General features: G+C 69.4%; 25 protein-coding genes. 7 read left to right on the top strand and 18 right to left on the bottom strand.

The window, feature by feature from the left end:
• Positions 1-106 precede the first annotated feature (106 nt).
• Positions 107-520: a PPOX class F420-dependent oxidoreductase gene (locus tag ABZ552_RS05235; protein ID WP_281878626.1), complete on the top strand. Its 414-nt coding sequence runs from the start codon at positions 107-109 to the stop codon at positions 518-520.
• A 180-nt stretch (positions 521-700) separates the two neighbouring features.
• Here the strand turns inward: ABZ552_RS05235 and ABZ552_RS05230 are convergent, their stop codons facing one another.
• Together ABZ552_RS05230 and cobA are read right to left on the bottom strand one after the other, a co-directional pair.
• A complete protein-coding gene (locus ABZ552_RS05230) occupies positions 701-2,161 on the bottom strand; it encodes an MFS transporter (protein WP_281878625.1) in 1,461 nt (486 codons plus the stop codon).
• A 278-nt stretch (positions 2,162-2,439) separates the two neighbouring features.
• Positions 2,440-3,714, bottom strand: coding sequence for a uroporphyrinogen-III C-methyltransferase (cobA, locus tag ABZ552_RS05225; RefSeq protein WP_281878624.1), 1,275 nt, complete (start codon positions 3,712-3,714; stop codon positions 2,440-2,442).
• 265 nt (positions 3,715-3,979) lie between these two features.
• On the opposite strand from cobA, the gene ABZ552_RS05220 reads away from it, so the two are divergent.
• Entirely contained in the window at positions 3,980-4,423 is a 444-nt protein-coding gene (locus ABZ552_RS05220; protein WP_281880836.1) for a nucleoside deaminase, read from the top strand.
• Positions 4,424-4,432: 9 nt separating this feature from the next.
• On the opposite strand, the gene ABZ552_RS05215 is transcribed toward ABZ552_RS05220, so the two are convergent.
• Positions 4,433-5,788 carry a DoxX family protein gene (locus tag ABZ552_RS05215; protein ID WP_357435708.1) on the bottom strand — a complete coding sequence of 452 codons (1,356 nt, stop codon included), beginning with the start codon at positions 5,786-5,788 and terminating at the stop codon, positions 4,433-4,435.
• Positions 5,789-5,888: 100 nt separating this feature from the next.
• Entirely contained in the window at positions 5,889-7,247 is a 1,359-nt protein-coding gene (locus tag ABZ552_RS05210; RefSeq protein WP_357435706.1) for a DoxX family protein, read from the bottom strand.
• A 237-nt stretch (positions 7,248-7,484) separates the two neighbouring features.
• Between ABZ552_RS05210 and ABZ552_RS05205 the strand changes: the two genes are divergently transcribed.
• Both ABZ552_RS05205 and ABZ552_RS05200 read left to right on the top strand, forming a co-directional pair.
• Entirely contained in the window at positions 7,485-8,615 is a 1,131-nt protein-coding gene (locus ABZ552_RS05205; protein ID WP_281878618.1) for a phosphotransferase family protein, read from the top strand.
• Between the two features lie 2 nt (positions 8,616-8,617).
• The gene (locus tag ABZ552_RS05200; RefSeq protein WP_357435704.1) at positions 8,618-9,715 is read left to right on the top strand and encodes a hypothetical protein; all 1,098 of its coding nucleotides are present in this window, start codon (positions 8,618-8,620) and stop codon (positions 9,713-9,715) included.
• A gap of 41 nt (positions 9,716-9,756) precedes the next feature.
• Here the strand turns inward: ABZ552_RS05200 and ABZ552_RS05195 are convergent, their stop codons facing one another.
• The 6 genes from ABZ552_RS05195 to mqo form a co-directional block, all read right to left on the bottom strand.
• Positions 9,757-10,125, bottom strand: coding sequence for a cobalamin biosynthesis protein (locus ABZ552_RS05195; protein ID WP_281878615.1), 369 nt, complete (start codon positions 10,123-10,125; stop codon positions 9,757-9,759).
• On the bottom strand, positions 10,112-11,680 hold the full coding sequence (locus tag ABZ552_RS05190) for a cobyrinate a,c-diamide synthase (protein ID WP_357435702.1): 1,569 nt from the start codon (positions 11,678-11,680) through the stop codon (positions 10,112-10,114). The genes ABZ552_RS05195 and ABZ552_RS05190 overlap by 14 nt, the downstream gene beginning before the upstream one ends.
• Positions 11,681-11,759: 79 nt before the next feature.
• Positions 11,760-12,374 (bottom strand): cob(I)yrinic acid a,c-diamide adenosyltransferase, encoded by a 615-nt coding sequence (gene cobO / locus ABZ552_RS05185; RefSeq protein WP_281878611.1) that lies wholly within the window; start codon positions 12,372-12,374, stop codon positions 11,760-11,762.
• A gap of 24 nt (positions 12,375-12,398) precedes the next feature.
• Positions 12,399-14,378 carry a VWA domain-containing protein gene (locus tag ABZ552_RS05180; protein WP_281880833.1) on the bottom strand — a complete coding sequence of 660 codons (1,980 nt, stop codon included), beginning with the start codon at positions 14,376-14,378 and terminating at the stop codon, positions 12,399-12,401.
• Between the two features lie 252 nt (positions 14,379-14,630).
• A complete protein-coding gene (locus ABZ552_RS05175; RefSeq protein ID WP_281917738.1) occupies positions 14,631-15,080 on the bottom strand; it encodes a GNAT family N-acetyltransferase in 450 nt (149 codons plus the stop codon).
• A gap of 19 nt (positions 15,081-15,099) precedes the next feature.
• Positions 15,100-16,614 carry a malate dehydrogenase (quinone) gene (gene mqo, locus ABZ552_RS05170; RefSeq protein ID WP_281878608.1) on the bottom strand — a complete coding sequence of 505 codons (1,515 nt, stop codon included), beginning with the start codon at positions 16,612-16,614 and terminating at the stop codon, positions 15,100-15,102.
• 299 nt (positions 16,615-16,913) lie between these two features.
• Between mqo and ABZ552_RS05165 the strand changes: the two genes are divergently transcribed.
• Positions 16,914-17,984 carry an alpha/beta hydrolase gene (locus tag ABZ552_RS05165; RefSeq protein ID WP_281878607.1) on the top strand — a complete coding sequence of 357 codons (1,071 nt, stop codon included), beginning with the start codon at positions 16,914-16,916 and terminating at the stop codon, positions 17,982-17,984.
• Here the strand turns inward: ABZ552_RS05165 and ABZ552_RS05160 are convergent.
• From ABZ552_RS05160 to map, 5 genes are all read right to left on the bottom strand, one after another.
• Positions 17,964-18,527, bottom strand: a complete 564-nt coding sequence (locus ABZ552_RS05160; protein WP_159839012.1) for an alpha/beta hydrolase — start codon at positions 18,525-18,527, stop codon at positions 17,964-17,966. The genes ABZ552_RS05165 and ABZ552_RS05160 overlap by 21 nt on opposite strands.
• Before the next feature lie 55 nt (positions 18,528-18,582).
• On the bottom strand, positions 18,583-18,975 hold the full coding sequence (locus ABZ552_RS05155) for a type II toxin-antitoxin system VapC family toxin (protein ID WP_159839010.1): 393 nt from the start codon (positions 18,973-18,975) through the stop codon (positions 18,583-18,585).
• Positions 18,975-19,220, bottom strand: a complete 246-nt coding sequence (locus ABZ552_RS05150) for an AbrB/MazE/SpoVT family DNA-binding domain-containing protein (RefSeq protein ID WP_159839008.1) — start codon at positions 19,218-19,220, stop codon at positions 18,975-18,977. The genes ABZ552_RS05155 and ABZ552_RS05150 overlap by 1 nt, the downstream gene beginning before the upstream one ends.
• A gap of 125 nt (positions 19,221-19,345) precedes the next feature.
• Positions 19,346-20,884, bottom strand: a complete 1,539-nt coding sequence (locus ABZ552_RS05145) for a cobyric acid synthase (protein ID WP_357435698.1) — start codon at positions 20,882-20,884, stop codon at positions 19,346-19,348.
• 64 nt (positions 20,885-20,948) lie between these two features.
• The gene (gene map / locus ABZ552_RS05140) at positions 20,949-21,812 is read right to left on the bottom strand and encodes a type I methionyl aminopeptidase (RefSeq protein WP_357435696.1); all 864 of its coding nucleotides are present in this window, start codon (positions 21,810-21,812) and stop codon (positions 20,949-20,951) included.
• Between the two features lie 360 nt (positions 21,813-22,172).
• Between map and ABZ552_RS05135 the strand changes: the two genes are divergently transcribed.
• On the top strand, positions 22,173-22,877 hold the full coding sequence (locus ABZ552_RS05135; protein WP_281917735.1) for a hypothetical protein: 705 nt from the start codon (positions 22,173-22,175) through the stop codon (positions 22,875-22,877).
• A 99-nt stretch (positions 22,878-22,976) separates the two neighbouring features.
• The gene (locus ABZ552_RS05130; RefSeq protein WP_357435694.1) at positions 22,977-23,585 is read left to right on the top strand and encodes a DUF4126 domain-containing protein; all 609 of its coding nucleotides are present in this window, start codon (positions 22,977-22,979) and stop codon (positions 23,583-23,585) included.
• 218 nt (positions 23,586-23,803) lie between these two features.
• Here the strand turns inward: ABZ552_RS05130 and ABZ552_RS05125 are convergent, their stop codons facing one another.
• The 3 genes from ABZ552_RS05125 to ABZ552_RS05115 form a co-directional block, all read right to left on the bottom strand.
• Positions 23,804-24,163, bottom strand: coding sequence for a DUF4254 domain-containing protein (locus ABZ552_RS05125; protein ID WP_281880832.1), 360 nt, complete (start codon positions 24,161-24,163; stop codon positions 23,804-23,806).
• A 533-nt stretch (positions 24,164-24,696) separates the two neighbouring features.
• Positions 24,697-25,077 carry a DUF1304 domain-containing protein gene (locus ABZ552_RS05120; RefSeq protein ID WP_281917733.1) on the bottom strand — a complete coding sequence of 127 codons (381 nt, stop codon included), beginning with the start codon at positions 25,075-25,077 and terminating at the stop codon, positions 24,697-24,699.
• A 158-nt stretch (positions 25,078-25,235) separates the two neighbouring features.
• A complete protein-coding gene (locus tag ABZ552_RS05115) occupies positions 25,236-26,051 on the bottom strand; it encodes an amidohydrolase family protein (RefSeq protein ID WP_281917732.1) in 816 nt (271 codons plus the stop codon).
• Between the last annotated feature and the right edge of the window lie 18 nt (positions 26,052-26,069).

Here is a 26,069-nt window from a genome sequence, read left to right as displayed (position 1 = left end):
CCACACGTCGCAGATCAGCGCCTGGTCCGGTCCACCGTGCTTTCGGCGGCCCGTATGCGCCGAGCCGACGGGAATTCCTTGCGGCGCGCCGTTGTTCGCTGAGAACGTGACCAGCACCGCAGAACTTTCCGAGGGCCTCAAGAAGTACCTGGACGAAGAGAAGGTCTTCGCCACCGCAGCCACGATCGGACCCAACGGGCAACCGCATCTGACCGTGATCTGGCTGAAGCGCGACGGCGACGACCTGCTCTTCTCCACCACGACCGATCGTCAGCAAGGCAAGAACCTCGCGCGTGACCCGCGCATCACCCTGCTGATCAACCCGCCGGACAACCCGTATGTCTACGCGGAGATCCGGGGCAGCGCGACCATCACGCCCGACCCGGAGAAGACCCTGCCCAACGAACTGTCCATGAAGTACACCGGACAGAAGTACGCGGACTTCAACCCCGCCTCCGTCAACGACGGTCCGCGCATCATCGTGCGCGTCACACCCCGCCGGGTGGCGGGGCGGTTCTGATTTCAGCGCCTTCGGCGCTGGTGTCCGCGGCCCCCTTATGGCTCGCGTGTGCGCGAGCTGGGCCGCGAACGGCGGATGCTCGGTCTCGCTTCGCTCGAAAGACGTGGTCGAGGTGAGCCGGGCACCTCGAGGGAAAACGGCGATTTAAGGCATACGCCGCCGTAGGACTGATTCAGCCACTCACACTTGCTGTGCTTCTTCCTGGGCGTGCTGGGCCATGGCCAGTTGTTGCGGAGTGAAGCGCAGCGTCAAGGCGACCAGTCCGGCCGCGAACGCGATGAGGGCGCAGACGAACAGCACCAGGGTGTAGCCGTCGCCCAGCGCGGCGATCTCCGCGGATGTCATCCCGGCCACCTTCTCGGTGCGGCCGCCGAGCGACAGGGTGCGAGAAGCGGCGATCGGGGTGAGCAGGCCGATCGCCACCGGCGTGGCCAGGTTCATGAACATCTGCCCGACCGCGGCCAGCGGGCCGATATTGGCCGGCGGCACGCCGACCAGCACACACAGCGGCGAGAGCACCATCGCGACGCCGACGCCGAAACCGATCACCACCAGCAGCGGCAGCAGCGTCGCGAAGTACAGCACCTCGCCGTCGAGGGTTGAACCGAACAGCAATCCCCCGCCGAGCACCACGGCCGCGCCCGCGAGCAGCCAGCGCGGCGCGACGTACAGCGCGGCCTTGGAGGCCACCGCGCCGCCGATGCCGATGCCGACGGTGAACGGGATCGCCGCGACGCCCGCCTTGAGCGGACCGTATCCGATGACGTTCTGCATGAACTGGGCGACGAAGAAGGTCATCGCGCCCAGCACACCGCCGGCCAGGAAGATCAGCAGGAAGGTGGCGACGCGGTCGCGGCTGTCGAACAGCGACCACGGCAGCAGCGGGTCGTCCACCCGCCGTTCCAGCGCCACGAAGACGATCAGCAGCACGACGCCCGCGATCAGCGAGCCGATGATCGCCGGATGCCCCCACCCGAGTTCCGGGCCCTCGGTGGCGCCGAACACGATCGACGCGCAGGCGATGGTGCCGAGCACGGCGCCCGGGATGTCGAGCGCCGAGCGGTGATGTTCGGTGTCGGCGAGTTTGTAGGCCGCGCCGAGGATGATCAGCGCGCCGATCGGGACGTTGATCAGGAAGATCCATCGCCACGACAGCTGGGTCAGCGCGCCGCCGACCACGAGCCCGCCGACGGACCCGATGCCGACCATCGAGCCGACGATCGCGATCGCCTGGTTGCGCGCCTTGCCCGGCGCGAAGGTCGTCGCCACCAGAGCGAACGCGGTGGGCGCCGCCACCGCCGCGCCCGCGCCCTGGAAGGCCCGCGCCGCCAGCAGCATGGCTTGGTTCTGCGCGAGCCCGCACAACAGCGAGGCCAGCGTGAACACCGCGACGCCGACGACCAGCATGCGCTTGCGGCCGAAGGCGTCGCCGAGCCTGCCGCCGAGCAGCATCAGGCCCGCGAAGGTCAGCCCGTAGGAGGTCACCGTCCACGCGCTGCCCGCGCTGGACAACCCCATCTCCTCTTGCAGCCGCGGCAGCGCGAAGATCACGACCGTGCCGTCGAGCACGACCATGAGCTGCAATCCGCTCAGCACTAGGATCGCGAGCCCGAAGGCCCGCTGCGTCACTGGATACTGCATCGTCGCAGCGGGGTTCCGAAGCACAGTGAGTCACTGTAATTGATGCCGCTGCCGCATTTGTCCACCCACCGATCCGGCCGGACGCGCGACGGGGAGCGGTCCCGGGGATCCGGCCGGTCACCGTCGGCGCGGACCACCAGCTGTCTCGAGTCCACGCGATAAGGCATAGTCCCAGGTCCTTCCGGCTCATGACGACGAGCGGTCCCAGTGAACCAGCCGGTCGACATCCCGGCTGAACCACCCGTGCCCGCCCCTGCTCCCCTGGGCGGCCGCGAACGCTATCCTGCCGCCGAGTCGGCGTGCGGGACGACCGCGTCGGCGGAGAAACCGGCCGTCGGGCCGATCACCACGATCGCGGGCGGGCGGATGCCTTCGGCGCGCACCCGGGCGGCCACCGTGCCGAGATCGGCGCGCAGCACACGCTGGGTGCGCAGCGTGCCCTCCTGGATGACGGTGGCGGGTGTGCCCGCCGGGCGTCCGCCGTTCAGCAGCGCGGTGGCGAACTGCTCGATCCGCTCGACCGCCATCATCAGCACCAGGGTGCCGCGCAGGCGGGCCAGCGCGGGCCAGTCCACCAGCGAATCCGGATGGTCGGGCGCGACGTGCCCGCTCACCACCACGAACTCGTGGGTGACGCCGCGGTGGGTCACCGGGATACCCGCGGCGGCGGGCACCGAGATCGGACTGGTGACGCCGGGCACCACCGTGACCGGGACCCCGGCGGCCACACAGGCCTCGAGTTCTTCGTAGCCGCGCCCGAACACGTACGGGTCGCCGCCCTTGAGCCGCACCACGAATTTGCCCGCCTTCGCGCCTTCGATCAGGGCGTTGTTGATCGCCTCCTGCGCCATCGCCCGCCCGTACGGGATCTTGGCGGCGTCGACCACCTCGACCTCCGGGCCGAGTTCGGCCAGCAGCTCCGGCGGCGCGAGCCGGTCGGCGACCACCAGATCCGCCCTGGCCAGCAGCCGCCGCCCCCGCACGGTGATCAGATCGGGGTCGCCCGGCCCACCGCCGACCAGGGCGACGCCGGGCGCGACGGGCGTCGAGTCGTCGCTCACCACACCGGATTGCAGGGCTTCCAGCAACGCGTTGCGCACGGCCGCCGAGCGCCGGTGCTGCCCACTCGCCAGCACGCCGAGCGTCAGCCCGTCGTAGCGCGCGGTGGCCGGGGTGACCGCGGTGCCCAGCCGCGCCGTGTCGGCACGCACGCAGAAGATCCGCCGCCGGGTCGCCTCGGCGACCACCGCCGCGTTGGTCTCGGGCTCGTCGGTGCACGCGATCGCGTACCAGGCGCCGTCGAGGTCGCCGTCGGCGTAAGCGCGCAGCGTGACGGTGATCTGCCCGGAGGTCGCCATCCCCTCGACCGCGGGCGTGACCGCGCGGCTCACCACGTGGACGTCCGCGCCGGAGGCGATCAGCAGTCCCAGTCGGCGCTGGGCGACCGACCCACCGCCGACCACGACGACGCGCCGTCCGTGCAGATCGAGCCCGACCAGGTAGTTCGGGTCGCCGGTCGGCGGGTCTTGCGTTGCGTCTGACGTGTTCGGCACAAGTTTCGAGCCTACGGCGTGACCGTCCGGCACCGGCAATCGACCGGCATGCCCGCAGCTCGAGCAGCCGCGGCGAGCGAAGCCGCGGGTAGCCGGAGCCGGTTCGCAGCGCTGACCGGGCGCGGCCGCGGACGGCCGAGGCGTGGACCACCGACCCGACCGACAACTGTGACCAGCGGTAACGAGCGAACCGGCCGCCCGCGGCGGTAGGTTGCGGTGGAGTCGCTCGGAAAGGCGGACGATGAAGCAGCTCACACCGGAACGACTGCTCGACGTGGCCTACGACGAGGCGCTGCGCGGACTCGCCGAAGGCGGGATCCCGATCGGCGCCGCCCTCTTCGACACGGGCGGCACGCTGCTCGGGCGCGGGCGTAACCGCCGGGTCCAGTCGGGCGACCCCAGCATGCACGCCGAGACCGACGCCTTCCGCGCGGCGGGACGGCGGCGCGACTACCGCGGCACCATCATGGTCACCACGCTCTCGCCGTGCTGGTACTGCAGCGGCCTGGTCCGCCAGTTCGGCATCGGCGCGGTGGTGGTCGGAGAGTCGCAGACCTTCTCCGGCGGGCACAAATGGCTCGCCGGGCACGGCGTCGCGGTCACCGTCCTGGAGGACCGGCGCTGCATCGATCTGATGAGCCGGTTCATCGCCGAGCATCCCGCGCTGTGGCACGAGGACATCGGGTCCGCCGACGATCTGGAGGCCTGAGCCACCGGCTCAGCGGAAGTACGGATATTCCTGCACCCAGTGGAATCCGCGGCTGCGCAGCGGGAAGTCGTCGAGCGCGACCGAGGTCAGCGCCATCGAGACCGGCTGTCCGGCCAGCGTGCCCGTCAACGTCAGCCGCTGGGGTCCGGGCCGGTCGAATCCGAAACTCGCCAAGGGTTGTGGTCGGTCGCCGACGGCCGCCGGTGGCGCGACCATGACCAGCGTGCGCGCACCGGGATCGACTTGGGCGAGCACCGGAACCAACTGCCCGTCCATCCGCTGCACGGAGGCCCCGTCGCGGTCGAAGACGATGCGCTGCCAACGCAATTGGTCGGTGGTCAGCGGTGGCAGCGCTTTGCCGTCCACGCTGAACTCGGTGACCGCCCAGATGCCGTACAACGGAGGTTCCGGTCGTCCTGCGCCCTGTTCGGTCCATCTTTCCCAGCCGGTGTGCGCGTTCGAGAACACCAACCACACCCCGAGTGCGATCTGCACCGCGGCCGCGATCCGATTCGCCCGCGGCGTGCGCAGTAGCGGCGGCGTGGTGGACGGTCCGGTCGGCCGGTCCAGCACGAGCACGTGCACCAGACGCCCGGCCTCCGGGGCCAGCAGCACCAGGCACAGCAGCATCAGGTGGAACGACAGGATCTTCGCGGGCACGTCGTAGGTCATGTCGAGCACGAACACCTGTGTCGTGCAGACCAGGCTCAGCATCGCGCCCACCAGTGCGGTGCGCGGCACGAACAGCAGCACGCCGCCGAGCAATTCCGCGCAGCCGAGCAGGATTTCGTAGTGCGGCGACACCCCGATGTGATTCCAGAGCACCGCCATCGGACTGAAATTCCCGTAGGGCTCGAGCAACCGGCTCAGCGGCGTCGGCGGCATCTGAGTGGGGATGGCCTTCGCCATGCCGTAGGCGACCAGCTGCCCGGCCAGGCACAACCGCACGAACAGCAGGAACCACGGCTGCACGGCCCGGTAGTGCGGCCGGTCCCGATCCAGCGCGCTCCAGATCAGCGTTGCGAGCACCGCGACCACGAGCAGGACGAACACCAGCACCCAGAAGTAGGCCTGGTCGCCACTGATCGACGCCGTGTTCGCCGTGACGGATGTGCCGAACACCCGGGTACCGGTCCACTCGACCACCGGGCGCAGCGCGCGGGCGGCGCCGGAGTTCACCCAGTCCGGCAGCCATTCGCGCGTCAGTCCGAGGAACTCCGGAGCGATCGACGGGTACACCAGGCAGAACAGCCCGAAGTACAGGAAACCGAAGCGGAACGCCACCCGTGTCGTCGCGCGCCACGGGCGGATACCGGAACGCTCCGCGTCCGCGGCTTCCGTCCGGTCGAGGATCGCTTCGGTCACGGCGGCCCCTCCAGTCCGAGTCGGTGCAGACCGAAGGTATCGAAAAGTGCGGTGGCCGTAGCGCGTTTCGGCGGGATCGCGAGCCGCCGCCGGACTCGGGTCAGCGGAAGTACGGGTATTCCTGCACGAAATGGAAGCCCCGGCTGCGCAGCGTGAAGGAGTTCAGATCTATCCGGTCGAGCGACAACGTCACGGGTGTCCCGTTCAGCTCACCGGTGAGGCGCAACGTGTCCGTGGCGGGCTGGGTGAAGGTGAAGGCGCCCCAACGCGCGGGCTCGGCGTCCGGCGACTTCGCTTCCGACAGGACGAGGGTGTGCGCGGCTTCGTCGATCACGGCCACGACGGGCAGGAACGAGTCGTCCATCTTCTGCACCGTTGTGTGCTCGCGATCGAAGATCAACCGGCGCCAGCGGGCCTCGTCGGTGATCAGCGGCGGCGTGGGATGCCCGTCCCTGGTGAACTCGCCGACGGTCCAGATGCCGTACAACGGAGGCTTCGGCGCGCCGTCGCCCGACTCGCGCCAGGCTTGCCAGCCGATGTGCGCACCACTGACCAGCACCCACAACCCCAGCGCCACTTGCACCGTCGCCGCGATCCGGTTGGCGCGGCGGGAACCGAACAGCCGCGGCTGGGTGGCCGGTTCGGACGGGCGTTCCAGCACGAGCAGATTCGCCAGCCGCCCGGCCTGCGGCGCCAGCACGAGCAGCGCGAGCAGCAGCAGGTGGAACGAGAGGATCTTCACCGGCACGTCGTAGGTCATGTTCAGCACGAAGACCTGCGCCATGCTCACCAGGCTGAGCAACGCGCCCGCCGTCGCGGTGCGGGGCAGGAACAGCAGCAGACCGCCGAGCACTTCGGCCGTCCCGAGCAGGATTTCGTACGCGGGCGCGGCGCCGACTTGGTTCCAGAGCACCGATGCCGGGCTCATCGTCCCGTACGGTTGCAGGAGCGCGGTGAGCGACGGCGCGGGCATCTGCGCCGGAATCGCCTTGGCGAGACCGTAGAAGAGCATCTGGCCGCCCAGGCACAGCCGGACGAACATCACGAACCAGTTGCGCAGTGTCGTGTACTCCCGGCGGCGCCGATCGAGGATCGACCAGACCAGGGTGATCAGCACCGCCGCGACGAATTCGCAGAAGATCAGCAGCCAGATGGCGGCTTGGTCGCCGCTGCCGGAGTCCTCGCGCAAGACGGCATCCACGCCGAAGACGTGGTCGCCGACCCAGCTCACCAGCGGGTTCGTCACGCGCATCTGCCACTGGATCGCGTTTTCCGGCAGCCACCTGCTCAGGATGCCGGTGAACACGAAGAGGATCTGCGCGAACAGCACACAGAACAGCCCGAAGTAGGCGAAGACGAAGCGGAACGCGATCCGGGCGGGCAGGCTCCAGGGCCGCTCGGCACCGGTCGCGGTCTCGCCGATACCGGGCGACACCACCTCCGTCTCGACGGTACGCACATCGCCCTCCTCGTCGGCCGACACTTTCGCGAGCCGAAGGTATCCGACCAGGTCATGGGATGACCTCCGGGAAAACCCTGGATTTCCGGGTCCTTCTTTCGGCCTACGTGCCCGCCCCACCGTGCCGGCCGGAATTCGTTCGCGGTTCCGGCCCACCGATAACTAGAACGCGTTACAGTCGCGTATCCCGGCGCACCCGAGCGGTGCACCCCGGGCAGCACGTGTCAGGAGGACAAGATGGCAGACGATCCGGACCCGGCACAGCGACAGCAGCTGACCGTCAGCGAACGCGACCTCGAGACGCTCGCCGGGGACCTGGCGCGCTGGCTACGGACGAAAGTCGAGTCGGACGACCTGCCGCGGATCTCCGATCTGTCGCGTCCGCAGTCCGGGGGCATGTCCAGCACGTCGCTCCTGTTCGACGCCGAGTGGACCGCCGCGGGGCACACGGAGCGCGGGTCGTTCGTCGCGCGGATGGCGCCCGAAGCCGGGTCCTTCCCGGTCTTCGAGACCTACGACCTGGCCACCCAATACCAGGTGATGGCGGGCGTGGCCGCGGCCACCGACGTGCCCGTGCCGGGCTTGTGCTGGCTGGAGAACGACGAGAAGCCGCTGGGCGCACCGTTCTTCGTGATGCGCCGCGTCGAGGGGCGGATACCGACCGACAACCCGCCGTACGTGTTCGTCGGCTGGCTGTTCGACGCCACCCCCGCCGAACGTCTGCGGCTCACGCACAACACCGTCGAGGTGATCGCCAGAATCCACGGCATCCCCGACCCCGCGGCGCTGTTCCCGATGCTGAACGGACCCGGCGATTCGCTGCGCAGGCACGTCGAGGCGCAGCGCTCGTGGTACCGCTGGGCGCTCGCCGACGACGGCTTCGAGATCCCTTTGATCGAACGAAGTTTCGCCTGGCTGGACGAGCACTGGCCCGCCGACCCGGGTCCGGACGTGCTGAGCTGGGGTGACGCCCGCCCAGGCAACATCATCTACCGCGACTTCGACCCGGTGGCGGTGCTGGATTGGGAGATGGCCGCGCTCGCGCCGCGCGAGCTCGACCTGGGCTGGGTGATCTTCATCCACCGGTTCTTCCAGGATCTGGCCACCCGCTTCGGTCAGCCCGGGCTCCCGGACTTCCTGCGCCGCGACGACGTGGTGTCGAAATACGAAGCGCTGACCGGTCATGCGGTGCGCGATCTCGACTTCTACATCGTCTACGCCGCGTTGCGGCACGCGATCGTGATGGCACGGATCAAGCGCAGGATGATCCACTTCGGCGAGGACACCGACACGCCGGATCGCGACGACTACGTCATGCACCGGGCAAGCCTGGAAGCGCTGCTCGACGGAACCTACGAATGGGACTGACCATGCCTGTGCCTTTGGACGAGTACCCCATCCATCAGACCCCGCTGTCGCTGGCCCGCGTGGCTTCCAGCGACCGCAACTTCTACGATCGCAGCTACTTCAACGCCCACGACCGCGACGGCGGCACCTTCCTCATCACCGGTCTCGGCGTGTACCCGAACCTCGGGGTGACCGACGCCTACGCCGCCGTGCGCCGCGGCGACACGGTGCGCGCGGTGCGCTTCTCCGACGCGCTCGGCGACCGGAGCCTCGACCAGCGCGTCGGCGGCTACCGGGTCGAGGTGCTGGAGCCGCTGCGGCGCATCCGGGTGGTCTGCGATCACGACGACCTCGGTTTCGACCTCACCTGGACCGGCGCCTTCCCCGCCGTACAGGAGCAACCGCATCTCATCCTCGCGGGCAACCGGCCGATCATCGACGCGTCCCGCTTCGCGCAGGTCGGCTCGTGGGCGGGGACGTTGCACGTCGACGGCGACGACATCGCGGTCCACCCGGCGGTGTGGACCGGCACCAGGGACCGCTCGTGGGGCATCCGCCCGGTCGGCGAGACCGAGCCGCCCGGCCGCGCGGCCGCCGAGCCATCGGGCGGGTTCTGGTGGCTGTACGCGCCGCTGCGCTTCGAGGATTTCGCCGTCGTGGTCATCGTGCAGGAGGAGCCGGACGGCACGCGCACACTCAACGACGCGACCCGGATCTGGCCCGACGGACGCACCGAGCAACTCGGCTGGCCCCGGATCTCGATCGACTACCGATCCGGCACACGGCTCCCCGTCGGTGCGCGACTGGAATCGACCACGCCCGACGGCAAGCCCCTGGAGATCGAGATCACGCCGGGCATCGGCGTCCCGCTGCACGTCGGCTGCGGCTACGGCGGCGATCCCGACTGGCAGCACGGCCAGTGGAAGGGCCGCGACTGGTCGTCCTCCAGCCGCTACGACCTCACCGACCCGGCCATCGTCGCCCGCACCCCGTACGGCGTGATCGACCACGTCGCCCGGGCCCGCTGCGGCGACGCCGAGGGCTGGGGCCTGTTCGAACACGCCAGCATCGGCCGCCACGACCCCACCGGATTCGCCGACTGGGGCTCGGTCGCACCCTGAGGCAGCCGCCCGTACCGCGGCGCGCCTCGTACGCCCCGGCGCTACCGCCGGTACAGCGCGGCCGCGAGCACCACGCCGTGCACGACGCGCTTGGGCAGCACCAGCGGCCCGCCTCCGGTGGCAAGCAGCGCCGCGGCCTCCGCGACGCTCGCCGTGCCGACGGCCGTTCGGGTCCGGTCTCCGGGGTTGGGCACCGCGACGACCGACAGTTCCTCGGCGGAGAAAGACCGCAGCGGGACCTGAAGGTCCGCGGCGACAGCGAGCAGTCCGGGTTCGGCCCGGCGCCGCGCGATGGTGGCCAGGCCCGCGATTCGGTGATCTGCGACGCCCTCGCGCAGTGCGGCGCGGATCGTGTCGGCCGAAGTGCCCCGTCGCAGGCCGATGCCGACGACGACCTCAGCTGGGGGCACGAGAGCTCGCGAACCGCGCTGCCGCCGTGACGAATCGCAGCACCGCCTCGGGATTCCCCGCCGGATGGGTGTGCAGGTACGAGGCGTGCACGTTGCCGTTCAGCGTGCCCTCACGCACGCGCTCTCCCGCGCTGCCGAGCCAGCCCCACGCCGGACTTCGTGGCGGCGCGGACACCAGGCACGTGCGGTGGAATTCGTGGCCACGGACCCGCTCCCCGGCCCGCCACAACGGCGAGTCGGCCAGCGCGACGGCGTCCCGGTATCCGAGGGTCAGGCGCGGTCCGAACGCGGCGTCGGCCTCCACCACCCCGGCCATCGGATGCCCGTCCAGCGAACGGGTCAGATACAACAGCCCGGCGCATTCGGCGTGCACCGGCATCCCGTGCCGCGCGGCTGCGGCCACTGCCCGCAACAGGCCGGAATTGGCGGCCAGCTCCGCGGCGTGTTCTTCGGGGAAACCACCCGGCAGCACCAATCCCGCAGTCCCGGTCGGCAATTCGTCGTGCAGCGGATCGAACACCACCACCTGTGCCCCCGCGGCCACCAACAGCTCACGATGCTCGGCATAGCCGAACGTGAACGCCGGGCCACCGGCGACGGCGATCAGCGGCCCCTCCCGATCCGCGGTGAGCGCGCTGTCGGCGGCGCGCTCGATGGAGACGCGGGAGTCCCCACCCCCGCCGACGAACGTCGACGCCTCATCGTCACCGGCTCCCCCTAGCAACGTCGATGTCTCCTGGTGAACGGCGTCATCCGGAGATGCCGACGCCATCGGGACGGACGCCGCGGTGGATACCCCTCCGGTTCCTTCGAGACCACGCACGGCGGCGGCCGGATCCCACGCCGGTCCGGTGACCGACGAGCGCGCGAGTGCGGCGACCGCGTGCAAGTCCACGTGCGCGGCGACGAGATCGGTCATCGCCGCCACCGCGGCCGTCGCGGCCGCACCGTGTTCCACGGCGGGGATCAGGCCGAGATGCCGGGACGGCACCTCGAGGTCCGCCATCCGCGGCAACGATCCGAGCACGGGCAGGCCGACACGATCGCAGGCGGCGCGCAGCACCTGATCGTGCCGTTCGCTGCCGACCCGGTTCAGGATCACACCCCCGAGCCGGACGCCGCTGTCGAAGGTGGCGAATCCGTGCAGCAGCGCCGCAAGGCTCTGGCTGTGCCCCCGCGCGTCCACCACCAGCACCACCGGCGCCCCCAACAGGGCCGCCACCTGCGCCGTCGACCCCTCCGCCACCGGACCGGAGTGGTTCTCATCGATCCGGCCGTCGAACAGCCCCATCACGCCCTCGACCACAGCGAGGTCGCACCCCCGCGCACCGTGCCGGAACAACGGCACCACCCGCTGCGTCCCCACCAGCACCGGATCCAGATTTCTCCCCGGCCGCCCCGCTGCCAGCCCGTGATACCCCGGATCGATGTAATCCGGCCCAACCTTGAACGGCGCCACTCGATGCCCCACCCGCCGCAACGCCCCCACCAGCCCCGTGGCCACCGTCGTCTTCCCACTCCCCGACGCCGGCGCCGCCACCACCACGGCCCTCATCCCCGCGACCGCCGCACGAGTGGCACACCATCGTGCGGGCCTCTCGCGATTCGCCGCAACGATGTGCCACTCGCGGGAATCACCATTCGATGCCTCGTTGGCCTTTGCGGCCCGCGTCCATGGGGTGTTTGAGTTTCGTCATTTCGGTGACGAGGTCGGCGGCGTCCAGGAGTTCCGGCGGCGCGTCGCGGCCGGTGATGACGACGTGTTGGTTGCCGGGGCGGTCACGGAGGGTGTCGACGACTTCCGCGACGTCCACCCAGCCCCATTTGAGGGGGTAGGTGAATTCGTCGAGGACGTAGAAGCGGTGCTGTTCGCCCCGCAGGCGGCGGGCGATCTCCTGCCAGCCGGCCAGCGCGGCCGCGGCGTGGTCCTGCTCGGTGCCCTGCTTACGGGTCCACGACCAGCCCTCGCCCATCTTGTGCCATTCGACCGGGCCGCCCGCGCCGGTCTGCTCGTGCAGCGCGCCGAGGGCGCGGAAGGCGGCTTCCTCCCCGACCTTCCACTTGGCGCTCTTCACGAATTGGAAGACCGCCACGTCGAAACCTTGGTTCCAGGCCCGCAGCGCCATCCCGAACGCGGCCGTCGACTTACCCTTGCCCGGCCCGGTGTGCACCGCGAGCACCGGCTGATTGCGCCGCTGCCGCGTGGTCAGCCCGTCGTCGGGAACAGTTTCCGGAACACCCTTGGGCATCGAATCTCCTTAACCCCTGGAAGGTCACGCCGCCCGCACCGACGTGCCGCGCGGACCTGCGGAACTCGCGCGAACGACGCCGGCCACCGAATCGCCGGTCAACTCGGCCAAGCGCAGGTATCCCCCGCGCAGGTCGCGGGCCAGATCCGCGGCGAGCCCGAGCCGGATCATGCCGCGTTCGCAGTCGACCACGATCGAGGTGACGGCGTCTCCGGCGAGCAGACGGGCCGCGGCGCGGGCGCGGGGCACCGGGTCGACGCCGCCGGTGGCGCGACCGTCGGTGAGCAGCACCAGCATCGGCCTGCGGCGCGGATCGCGCACGCGTTCCCGCAGCACGAGCTCACGCGCCTTCAGCAGGCCCGCGGCCAGCGGCGTCTTCCCGCCCGTGCGCATCCCGGACAACCGGCGCACCGCGATGTCGACCGACGAGGTGGGCGGCAGCACGAGTTCGGCTTCCGCGCCGCGCACGGTGACCACGGCGACCTTGTCGCGGCGCTGATAGGCGTCGCGCAGCAGCGTGACCACCGCTCCGGTGACGGCGGACAACCGGTCGCGGGCAGCCATCGAGCCGGACGCGTCGACGACGAAGACGACCAAATTGCCCTCGCGCCCTTCGCGATACGCGCCACGGAGATCGTCGGCGGACAGCAGCAACGGCCCGTCGCCGCGTCCGCGGGAACGCTGATGCGGCGCGGCCGCGAAAACTGTGCCGAGCAGGTGCAGGCCCGAGGAGGTGTCGGTGCTGGAACGCACCACGCGACCGTGCCGGGATTCCGCGCGAGAGCGGCGTCCCGGAGCGCCTTCGCCGACGCCGGGCACTTCCCAGCGCGGTGTCCGCGCACCGGCGGAAACCGATGCGCCACTGCGTCCTTCCGGTGCGTGCCCGCCGCCCGGACCGTCGGGCGGCGACGGGTCGTCGGGGCCGTCCGGGTCGTCGCCGGAAGCATTGTCCACGTCCGCTGGCGTACCGTCCGGCTCGGAGGCATCGCTCGGCGTGGATGCCTCCTCCTCGCGTCGCGCCTGGTCGGCGGCGTCGCGCATGGCGTCGTCGAGCTGTTGTTCGCTGATGCCGGGCTCGTCGAACGGATCGCGCCTGCGCCGGTGCGGCAGCGCCAGCTCGGCGGCCACCCGCACGTCGGCCTCGGTCACCGCGTCGCCGCCGCGCCAGGCGGCATGGGCGGTCGCGGTGCGCGCCACGACCAGGTCCGCGCGCATCCCGTCGACGTCGAACGAGGCGCACAGCGCGGCGATCCGGCGCAATTCCACGTCGTCGAGCGTCACCCGGCCCAGCCGATCGCGGGCGGCGAGGATCTTCTCGGCCACCTCGTGGTCCGCCGCGGCGTACCGCGCGGCGAACCCGGCCGGGTCGGCCTCGTAGTCCAGCCTGCGGCGCACCACCGCCATGCGGACGTCCACGTCCCGGGAGGCCGCCACGTCCACGGTCAGCCCGAACCGGTCCAGCAGCTGCGGACGGAGTTCGCCCTCTTCCGGATTCATCGTGCCCACCAGCACGAAACGCGCCGGGTGCGAGTGCGACACACCATCGCGCTCGATGTGCACCCGCCCCATCGCCGCGGCGTCCAGCAGCACGTCCACCAGATGGTCGTGCAACAGGTTGACCTCGTCGACGTACAGCACGCCGTGATGGGCGGCGGCCAGCAAGCCGGGGCGGAACGCCTGCTCCCCGTCCCGCAGCACGCGCTCCAAGTCCAGCGAGCCGACGACGCGGTCCTCGGTGGCGCCCACCGGCAGCTCCACCAAGCGGGCGGGCCGCGCGCCGGTCTCGTCCACCACCGGCGGCAGCAGTTGCGCCAGCGCGCGCACCACGGTCGACTTCGCGGTGCCCTTCTCACCGCGCACCAGCACGCCGCCGATGCCGGGATGCACCGCGCAGAGGATCAGCGCCAGTTGCAGCCGTTCCTGCCCGACCACCGCCGAGAAGGGGAATCCCGCCTCACCATCCGAACCGGAAAGCGTTCGGCTGTGCTGGTCGGACGTCGGCATGGTTTCGGCATGGGACACGGACACGCCCCAACTCTAAGCGCGCGGCCGCGTCGGCCCGACAGTGCCCTTCGATTCAGAACCGATGCGCACTCACCTGAACCGGCACAGCGGTCGGGGTTGCGCCGGTCCCACTCATCGCACCGTTCGAAGCGGTGCGTTTACGGACCCAACGCGCTCGGCTCACCTCGCTCACCTCTTTCGAGCGAAGCGAGACCGAGCGTCCACCGTTCCCAGCGCCGCAGGCGCTGAGAATCAACCCCTGCGCATCGGCACGTGCGCGATGCCGTCCTCGTCGAATTCCTCGCCGTCGACCTTGAAGCCGTGCTTGGTGTACAGGTCGATCAGGTAGCTCTGGGCGCTCAACCGCACCGTCGCCGAGCCGACCTCGGCCAGCGCCGCCTGCAGCAGTCGCGTGGTGTAGCCGTGCCCGCGGGCGGGCGCCGCGGTACAGAGCCTGCCGATGCGGAAACTCTTCACGCCGTCGTGGTGCTCCTCGCACAGCCGCAGCGTGGCGATGACCTCGCCCTCGTCATCGAGCCAGAAGTGCCGCGTCTCGGGAAGCAGGTCCTTCCCGTCCAGTTCGGGGTACGCGCACTTCTGCTCGACGACGAAGACTTCGACGCGAAGTTTCAACAGCTGGTAGAGCGTCGCGGTATCGAGATCCTGCGCCCATGAACGTTTGAGAACGACCGTTGACATCATCGCGCCTTGCTATCACAACCTAGGCGTTCGCCGCGACCCCGGCGTGTTTCGGCGTGTTGTCGCCGCCGTCGACGAGGTTCAGCGCCTTGGAGGTCCAATCCCACACTTCGTGGAACAGCGCCGGGTCTTCGGAGAGCTTCACGCCCAGCGAGGGCACCATCTCCTTGAGCTTCGGCGTCCATTCCGCGTACTCCTGCGGGAAGCACCGCTGGAGAACATCCAGCATGGCGGTGACACAGGTGGACGCGCCCGGGGAGGCGCCGAGCAGACCGGCGATCGTGCCGTCCTGGGCGGCGATCACGGCCGTGCCGAACTCGAGCACGCCGCCCACGCCCTTGCGCCGGATGACCTGCACGCGCTGACCCGCGGTGATCAGCTCCCAATCCCTGGCCTCGGCGCGCGGAATGAACTCCGACAGCGTGACCACCTTGCCCGCCTCGGACTTCAGCAGCTCGCTGACCAGGTACTTGGTCAGACCGAGTTCGGTGACCCCGACGCCGAGCAGCGAGAAGATGTTGTTCGGCCGTACCGACTTGAACAGGTCGGTGTTCTTGCCGTCCTTGAGGAACTTCGGCGTCCAGCCCGCGTACGGGCCGAACAGCAGGCCCGGCTTGCCCTTGATCACGCGGGTGTCCAGGTGCGGAACCGACATCGGCGGGGCGCCGACCGCGGCCTTGCCGTACACCTTGGCCTCGTGCTGCTGGATCAGCGCCGGGTTGACGCAGCGGAAGAACTGTCCGCTGACCGGGAACCCGCCGAATCCCTTCGCCTCCTTGATGCCGGCCTTCTGCAGCAGCGGCAGCGCGCCGCCGCCCGCGCCGACGAAGACGAACTTGCTGATCAGCCTGCGCGTCTCGCGGGTGCGTACGTTGCGCACGGTGACCAGCCAGGAGCCGTCGGACTGCTTGGACAGATCGCGCACCTCGTGCCCGAAGGCCAGGTCCGCGCCGGAGGCGCCGAGGTAGGCCAGCAGCTCCTGGGTGAGGGAGCCGAAATCGATGTCGGTGCCGCCGTCGGTCCAGTTCAGCGCGATCGGGTCGGCGAAGTCCCGCCCGCGCGCCATCAGCGGCAACCGCCGGGTGAACTCGTCGGGGCTGTCGATGAACTGCATGCCCTCGAACAGCGGGTGCGGCGCCAGCGCTTCGTACCGCTTGCGCAGGTACTCCACGTTGTCGGCGCCGTGCACGAAGCTGACGTGCGGAATCGGGTTGATGAAGGCGGACGGATCGCGGAGGATGCCGTTCTCCACGCCGTAGGACCAGAACTGACGGGAGACCTGGAACCGCTCGTTGATGTCGACGGCCTTGGTGATGTCCACCGAGCCGTCCGGTAGCTGCGGGCTGTAGTTCAGCTCGCAGAGCGCGGAGTGCCCGGTGCCCGCGTTGTTCCACGGATCGCTGCTCTCCGCGGCCGCGGCGTCGAGCCGCTCGAACAGGGAGATCGACCACTCCGGCTGCAGCTGCCGCAGCAGCGCGCCGAGAGTGGCACTCATGATGCCGGCACCGATGAGTACTACATCGGTCTTTTCAGTCATGGCAGCGTTCGGCACGGGTAGATCGACTTCCTTGTCCTTCTGCGCGGGCCCACCGGGCGGGTGGACCTGCCTGGGCACGGTGTGGTTGTGGCTCGGTTCCGGCGTCCGCCGACCCCGAACGGCATGGCGGGAGTTAGGTTACCCGCCGTTCACCTAAGCCCAATTGTGCACCTCACCACGCCGCCACCCCGCAGCGAACCTGCTGAATGTGCGGAATGTGACAGAGATCGTCATCACTTCGGCGGCGGGTGGACGGCCGTGGTCTGTCGGCGCATGACACTGTCCAATACATTGGTCGCGTGACGAACGAACAGTCGCTTGCCGAACCGGTCAGCACTTCGCCGGATGGCGAAGGCTGGCGCCCCGACGTCCTCGGTCCGCACTACCAGCAGCGCACGCTGCCTCTCGGCCCCGATCCCGACGGTGAGGGCGAGGTGGTCGCCACGCTGGTGCGCTACGTCCCCTCCGGCGCCGTCGAACAGACCGCGGGCGCGGTGCTCTATGTCCACGGATTCACCGACTATTTCTTCCAGGAGCACCTCGCCGAGCACTTCGCCGCGCGCGGGTTCCAGTTCTATGCGCTCGACCTGCGCAAATGCGGCCGGTCGCTGCGCGACGGGCAGACCCCGCACTATGTGACGGATCTCGCTTTCTACGACCGGGAGCTGGCGGAGGCGCTGCGGATCGTGCGGGCCGAGACCGGTGCCGCGGTGGTGCTCAACGCCCACTCCACCGGAGGTCTGGTCGTGTCGCTGTGGCTGGATCGGCTCAACCGCGCCGAGGGCACGGCCGCGGCGGGCATCACCGGCGTGGTGCTCAACAGCCCGTGGTTCGACCTGCAGGGTCCGGCGTACTACCGCAGCATCGGGACGCCGATCATCAAGGCCGTGGGCCGTTTCCGCAAGATGGTGCAGCTGCCCGGCGGCAAGATCAGTACCTACGGTGACAGCCTGCACCACTCGGTGTCCGGCGAATGGAACTACAACCTGGACTGGAAACCGTTGCACGGCTTCCCGGTCCGGCTCGGCTGGCTGCGGGCGATCCGCAACGGCCACGCGCGGCTGCACCAGGGCCTCGACATCGGCGTCCCCTCGCTGATCCTGCGTTCCCGGATGACCAAGTTCGCCAAGGAGTACGGCCCCGCCGTGGACGTGGCCGACGCGGTGCTCGACGTCAAGCAGATCCAGCGCTGGTCCGGCTGCCTCGGCGATCGCACGAACATGGTGCCGATCGACGGCGCCAAGCACGACGTGTTCCTCTCCGGCCCTGAACCGTTGGCCCAGGCGTTCCGCGAACTCGACAACTGGCTCGACTGGCTGGCCGGTTACCAGGCCGCGGCGGGCGCCGACTCACCAGAGGCTGGTGCGTAGCACGATCTCGGTGGCCAGCTCGTGGTCGGCTTCGGTGGCCACATCGGTGACGTCGACCTCCACCACCCGGAACTCGCCGTAGACGAACCGCCCGGAGGTGTCGGCCACCGAGCGCGGCAGATTCTTGGTGACCAGCAGCGTGGTCGGCACCTCCACCGGGCCGGTCGACGCGTCCGCCACCGCTCCATCGGCGCCGGGCGTGGCCGGGTGACCGCGATCGGCCACGACCAGGCTCTGGAAACGGCCGAAGCCGCGCGCACACGCCTGCCAGGCCAGCACGGCGCCCGCTCCGCACCCGGCGACGTTCACCCACGGCAGCCCCAGGGCGTCGAGGATCGCGGTGACGGCGGCCGGGTCGAGACCTTCGATCGACTCCACCGCGAAGGTGCGCAGATCCGAATTGTGCAGCCGGGCGCACACCTGATCGAAGACGTCCGCCGGGTCGCCCGCGTCGGGCAGCAGCAGCACGCTGTGCCGGGATTCCGGCCCGTCGATCCGCACGGTCCACGCCCGGTCACCCACCGTGATCTGCCGAGATTCCATGCCGAATCACGCTACACGGATCACGGCACCGCGGCGGTGGGTCGGGGTGCCGGATTCACGCGAGCAGGCGCATCCCGGCCCGCTCACCTGCGTTGTGATCGAAGGTGACGGTCAGCTCACACCCGGCCTCCTGACCGAGCTGCTGGATCAGCGCGTCGGCGAAGTCCGCGCCGTCGGCGGCCCGGCGCAACGCCTGGCGCACGGTGTCGGCGCGCTCGACCACGATCTCGCTCGAATCGAGCAGTCCGAGCAGCACGTCGGTGACGGCCTCGGGGTCCTGTTTGTAGCCGCGACGCAGCACCCAGTGGATCTCCGCGAGCACGATCATCGTGACGTAGCCCGGTTTGCTCTCGGTGAGCCCGTCGATCACCTGATTGGCACGGGCGGACTGCTCCGGGTCGTCCTGGGTGAGGTAGCGGATCAGCACATTCGCGTCGAGACCGATCATCACCGCTTGCCTTCCACGACGTTGCCCGCGATCGCCTCGTTCATCTCGGCGAGGCCGATCGGGGATCCGGACCAGCCCACGATGCCTTTCAGCGCCTTGATCGTTCGCGTTTCGGGCACCAGCTCGTAGGTGCCCGTGGGCGTCGGCACGAACGCGACGCGCACGCCGGTGCGCAAGCCCATCGCGACGCGCACATCGATCGGGATCGTGATCTGCCCTTTGCTCGTGACCGTCGCCGACACCACATTCGCCCCTCGGCTGCTGGGCCTCTTCTCCGCCGCCATCATCCTCACCCGACCGTGCCGATCGGCCCCTAGCCTTACCTGGAGCCGAATTCCTTACTGCAAGGTAAGGCGCTGGGTGGTTCGCGTCAACCGATGCGGCCGCTCGGGAGCACGATGTCGGTGGCCAGGGAGGGCAGATCGGCGGGCGCGCCGTCGGTCAGCAGGCGCTCGAACGCGGCGAGGTCGAGGTGGTCTTCGATCAGATCGGCCAGCAGATCGAGCTGGGCGGCACGCACCGTCGCGACCGAGACGTCGTCGGCCGCGACGAAACCCGCGCGCCCCGCCGCCTCGGCCACCGTGCGGAGCCACCCGCGCCGGAACTCGTCGGACTCCAGTAACCCGTGCAGGTGGGTACCCCACACCGCGCCGCGGACGCTGCCCTCCGGCTCGCCGTCGACGGTGAGCCACGCCGGATCCGCACGGTGCGTGACGCGGCCGTGATGGATCTCGTAGCCGTGCACGGCGACTCCCGCGGCGTGTCCCGAGCTGCGGCGCAACACCTTCGGCTCGGCGAATTCGACGGTGAGATCGAGCAGTCCGAGCCCGTCGACCTCGCCCGCACCGGACTCGACGCGGTCCAGGATGCGGGTGCCGAGCATCTGATATCCGCCGCAGACGCCCAGGATCGGCTTGCCCGTGCCGGCGCGGGCCCGCAATGCGTCGGCGATGCCGGTACGCCGCAACCACCGCAGATCCGAAACCGTCGCCTTGCTGCCGGGCAGGACCACCAGATCGGCGTCCGCCAACCGGGACGGTTCGGCCACCCAGCGCACCGCGACGCCGGGTTCGCAGGCCAGCGCCTCGACATCGGTGGAATTGGAGATGCGCGGCAGCCGGATCGCGGCGACGGTCAGCCACTCGGTGCCCATCGGTGGCCGCGGACGGCCGACCGGCGCGTCGGCGAGGGTGCTCAGCGAGTCCTCCGCATCGATCCACAGATCCTCGGCATACGGCAGCACGCCGAGGGTGGGGCGGCCGGTGAGCTCGGTGAGACGCTCCAGCCCGGGCCGCAGCAGATCGACCGCGCCGCGGAACTTGTTGACGACGAACCCGCAGATCAATCGCTGGTCTTCGGGCTCGAGGATGGCGACGGTGCCGAACAGATGGGCGAGCACGCCACCGCGATCGATGTCCCCGACGAGCAGCACCGGCAGCTCCGCGGCGCGCGCCAGACCCATGTTCGCCAGATCCGTCGCGCGCAGGTTGATCTCGGCGGGCGACCCGGCGCCCTCGCAGACGACCACGTCGAATTCCGCGCGCAAGGCGGCCAGTTCGGCGGCCACCACCTCGCGCAGCTCCCGGCGATGCCGGAAGTAGTCCTCCGCGCCGACGGTGCCGACCGCCTTGCCGCGCACCACCAGCTGGGAGCGGCGATCACTGCCCGGCTTGAGCAGGACGGGATTGAACCGCACGCTCGGCTCCAGTCCGCACGCCTGGGCCTGCAATGCCTGCGCCCGGCCGATTTCCCCGCCGTCGAGCGTGACCACGGAGTTGTTGGACATGTTCTGGGCCTTGAAGGGGGCGACGCGCACGCCGCGCCGCGCCAGCATCCGGCAGATCCCGGCCACGACGACACTCTTGCCCGCGTCCGAGGTCGTGCCCGCGACCAGCAGCGCGCCCTTCATCGCGGCCCGGTCATGCGGGATGCGGCCACCCGGACCGCCGGTCCGCGACCGGCCAGGCCGCCGGTCACGGGAGGGTCAGGATCTCGGCCCCCGACTCGGTGACGACCAAGGTGTGCTCGAACTGCGCGGTCCACTTGCGATCCTTGGTGACGACGGTCCAGCCGTCGTCCCAGATCTCGTAGTCGATGCCGCCGAGGTTGATCATCGGCTCGATGGTGAACGTCATGCCCGGTTCGATGATGGTCTCCACCGCGGGCTGGTCGTAGTGCAGCACGACCAGTCCGCTGTGGAAGGTCGGGCCGACGCCGTGGCCGGTGAAGTCGCGCACCACGCCGTAGCCGAACCGGTTGGCGTAGGACTCGATGACGCGGCCGATCACGTTCAGCGCCCGGCCGGGCCGGACCGCTTTGATCGCCCGCATCGTGGCCTCCTCGGTCCGCTCGACCAGCAGGCGCACCTCCTCGTCGACGTCACCGGCGAGGAATGTCTTGTTGGTGTCACCGTGCACGCCGTCGATGTAGGCGGTGACGTCGATGTTGACGATGTCGCCGTCCTCGATCACAGTCGAGTCCGGGATGCCGTGGCAGATGACCTCGTTCAGCGAGGTGCAGCACGACTTCGGAAAGCCCTTGTAACCCAGGGTGGAGGGGTACGCGCCGTGGTCGCACATGTATTCGTGCGCGATGCGGTCCAGTTCGTCGGTGGTCACGCCGGGCGCGACCGCCTTGCCTGCCTCCTCCAGCGCCTGCGCGGCGATCTTGCCCGCGATGCGCATCTTCTCGATCGTCTCGGCGGTCTGCACCCAGGGCTCGCGCCCCTCGTTGGCGGTCTTCTTCCACGCGTATTCCGGCCGCTCGATGGCGCGCGGCACTTCACGGGTAGGCGACAGCGTTCCGGGGACGAGGGGCTTGCGAGTGCGGACAGACATAGCGAACAGCGTAATCGGACCACCGCGCCGATGCCGAGGGCCAGCGGAAACAGCGCCGGACCACGGTCCGGTTCTGCCGGGCAGCCGGAGCCCATCGGTCGCCGAATCGGCGGCACGGACCGTGGCCATCCGGGAGAGGTCGTCCCACCGCGGTCTTGACGGACGCACGGCATCCCATTCGCCCGGGCACCGACGAATACGCAGACCGATGTGGCGTGACGATCGTGGGCTCATATCGGACCGAGTCCGTACCCCGCGAGTCGGCGTAGGCGACACCGGATCGAGTAATTCAGCCGACGGTGTCCGCTGGCGCGTGAAATGATCCGCACACCGGAAACCCTCCGTCGGGTGGGAGTAGAAATGGCTACTGAACCAGCTTCTCAACCGCACCGGGACAAAACCGCAGCGCCTTCATCGCTCGACCTTCCCGCGGAGCAGCCAACGGGGAATGCCCGGACCGAGTCGGCGGCAGGCGAGGACGAGCACACGCGCGAGACGGACACGACCACCCGAAGTGGACGGTACGCGCTCACAGCGGCGCTGTGCGCTGCGCTGATCTCCAGCATCGTGTCGGCCTCCGCCGCCGTGTACGTCACTGTCAACAAAGCGGATCGCGACGAGCGACTCGCGTTGGTGCAGGTGGCACTGAAGAACCGAAAAGACGCTTACCACGACTTCCTCGCCAGTGCGTACGGCTTCGTAGCGCAGGTAGGAGCCATGGCCGGATACCTCCGCGTAACCGATCTCGATGGCTTTCGTACCGGAATGACGGTATTCGCTGATCGCTTGGTCGCCTTCATGGCCGCCGCCGATCTGGCGAGCATGGCTTCCAGCGAGGACATGTACGCGTTGCTTCAGAAATTCCCGCAGTTGACAAAAGAATTCATCGATCGGCGCTACGAGCCTTTCGTCATGAAGCACATGGCGACAACCGGAATCGCTTCCGACGATGACGAACGGAAGCGTGACAGCGCAGCTCTCGACACCGCGCTCATGGACCTCGGAAACGGACTCAGTGAGTTGCTGGGCCAATTCACGGTGCAGGGCCGCAAGGAACTCACATAGCCGTCCTGCTGTGGGAGCTCGGAACACCGCTTCGACGCGGCCCGGGCAGCAGGGGCCACGCTGCCGACGCCTGTCGCCCCATCCCCATACCATGGGCTCGTGTCCGTTCTACCGCTGATCTTCACAGCAGGCTGGGCCAGTGGCGTGAACGCCTACGCCGTGGTCCTGCTGCTCGGCCTCTTCGGCCGGTTCGGCTTCGCCGATTCGGTGCCGGAAGCCTTGCAGCGCACCGATGTCCTGATCGCGGCGGCAGTGCTGTTCCTGATCGAGGCCGTGGCCGACAAGATCCCGTATCTCGACTCGTTCTGGGACGCGGTGCACACCGTGGTACGGCCGATCGCGGGAGCGGTGGTCGCGGCCCTGCTGGCCGGACAGGACGGCTCGCTGCCGGAACTCGCCGCGGGCGCGGTCGGCGGAACGGCCGCCCTGGTCAGCCATCTGGTGAAGGCCGGAACCCGGATGGCGGTCAACACCTCCCCCGAGCCCGCCAGCAACATCGTGGTGAGCACCGTCGAGGATGTGACCGTGGCCGGTGTGGTCACCCTCGCCGTTTTCCACCCACTGGCCGCGTCGGTGATCGCGGCGGTTCTGCTCGTCGCCGGTGTGACCCTGGTGTACTTCTGCGCCAGCCGGATCCGTCGCTATCTCCGGCGACGCCGCGTCCGTCGGGCAGCGCGCACGGGCGGCCGCGCGCTAGTCGCGGAATGATTGCCAGGCAAGAGAATCCGTCACGGGCGTGCCGCGCCAGTCGACCACGCGGCACGCCGGGCGGGGCGCCCCGTTGCGCCCGCCGTCACTGTGCCGGCGACAGGACCACCCGGAGAAAGCCACTGGTCGGGCGGCTCGGCACCGGGACGTCGCCATTCGGACGAGTGACGCTGCGGGGCAGTGTCACTACCGCGGACGAGACCACCGTCGCGTCGAACTCATTGTTCGGGCAAACGGCGGCGGCCACCGGCCACGTCGGTTACCAGATCAGTGTACCCGTCGACGAGTTCGGCCAGTTGATACCAATGTTTATGGGTATTGTCGCTGCGCGCGCCCTCGGTGTGAATGACCTGATTGGCGTCCACCCAGCTACGTGCCATCCGGTCCACCACGGCGCCGAGGCTCTCGGTGTGCAGCGAGGCCCCGTTGCGGTGCTGTGGGATCTCCTGCGCGACCCAGTCGTTGATGTCGTCGACGAGCTCGCGACGGCGGCAGTCTATTTCGGCGATGAGTGCGGCGTCCACCGCCTGCACGCGGTGCTGGTGCAGCTCGGCGAGTGCGTGTGCGGACCGCAGCAGCTCCCGGTCTTGGAAACGCCGTCCCTGGAAAGCACACAACAATTGCGGTGCGGTCGGTAAGACGCCGACTGTCGGCGCGCTCATCGCCGTACTCCGAGTTCGCCCGACACCAACGCTCTTTGTACCAACATAATTGGCTCTCGATTCGGTTATCCCGGCCATCGGATCGGTTGTCACAACTAGGCTAGCTGGATCATGCACGTACAGATGCAAGAACGCAAGATTGCGTCTGCATTTCTGCGGTCAAGGCCTCCTGACGGTGCGTCAGCGCCGAGAGCACACTCGCCGCAACCCTTTTCGGCACCAGAGGCCGAACGATCCCCGCCCCGTTCGGCGATACGGGAGACGTCCTTCGTTCCCGACTTCCGGTCACTGTTCAGACCCCGCGCCCGTCCACGAGTACGGAAGCGACCACCGCTGTGAACCTTTAGTTGCCACCAGTGTGCGGATGGCGTTCGCCGGGACCGGTGACAGGAACACGATCCCGAAGCGCCACACCGGCCTTCAGCGGCTTGCCCACGACCTGGACACGTTCAGAGCCGAGTAGCGGCGGCGAGCAGCGTCAGCGCGGGCAGCGCGCCCTGCACCACCGCACCTCTGGCGAACCGGCGGTCGTGCGCCACCAGGACCACCGCCGCGGCCAGCATCGACCCGCATCCGGCGAGCAGCAGCGCCCATCCCGCCTCCGGTGCCGACCGCAGGATCGCCACGCCCACGAGTGTCACCACCGCCAGAAACAGGTTGTAGAAGCCCTGATTGAACGCCCATGGCCGCGCCGCCTGCAATTCGGCTTCGGAGAGCCGGAAGATCCCCTGGTACACCTTGGGGTCGCCGAACCGCACGGACTCCATGACGAAGATGCCGACATGGAGCACAGCGGCCGCGGCGGCGAACACCTGTACCGCCCAGAGCATTCGACCTCCTCGGATGCGTGCCGACCGGGGGCGCCGGCACCCGATCCGCCGGCGATCCGCGCGACGGCCCGGTCGACACCGGCGCGCCGAGGCATCCTATGACCGAAGCGGGGAAAGCGCGGGCAACGGCCTGCCGACACGCCGCCGCGCGAAATCGGTCAACCGGCCAGTCCGAAAACGCGCCGCGCGTTGCCGTCCAAGTACAGCTCGCGGGTCTCGTCGTCGAGCCCGAGGGCCGCGAAACCGTCGAGCGCGTGCTGCGGGAAGATCATCGGATAGTTCGTGCCGAATAGCACCTTCCTGCGCCCGCTCCGGGACTTCAGATAGGAGACCAGTTCTGCGGGAAGGCGTTTGGTCGTGTACGCGGAGGTGTCGATGACGACGTTCTCGTGCTTGCGCGCGACCGCGATCATCTCCTCGGTCCACGGATAACCGATGTGCCCGCAGACGATCGTCAGCTCCGGGAAGTCGAGGGCGACCTGATCGATGTACGGAATGGGGCGGCCGGTCTCCGACGGCCGCAACGGACCCGTGTGCCCCACCTGCGTACAGAACGGGATGCCCAGATCGACGCAGGCCGCGAACAGCGGATAGAAGCGCCGATCGGTCGGCGGCAGCTCCCACAGCCACGGGAGCACCCGCAGCCCTTTGAATCCTTGGTCCACGCGGCGGCGCAACTCCCGTACCGCCTCCATCGGACTGCGCAGGTCCACCGACGCGATGGGGAGCAGGCGCTCGGGCGCCTCGGCCACCCAGGCCGCGACCTCGTCGTTGGAGATGAGGACGCCTTCCGGCGCGTGCCACGCCGAGATGAGCGCTCGATCGACGCCCGCGGCGTCCATCGCGTCGAGGGTGACCGACAGGGGGATCTCGTCGGTCGGTATCACCGCTCCGGTCCACCGCCGCAGTGAGGCGAACATGTCGTGAGCGAGGAAGCGCCGGGTCGGGTGTTGCGCCCAGACGTCGATGGTCATGCGCGGATTCTGACATAT

The sequence above is a fragment of the Nocardia sp. NPDC019219 genome (assembly GCF_040632645.1).
GTDB lineage: Bacteria > Actinomycetota > Actinomycetes > Mycobacteriales > Mycobacteriaceae > Nocardia > Nocardia sputorum.
The sequence above is the reverse complement of the archived record's forward strand: the minus strand, read 5'-3'. Positions and strand labels throughout refer to the sequence as shown.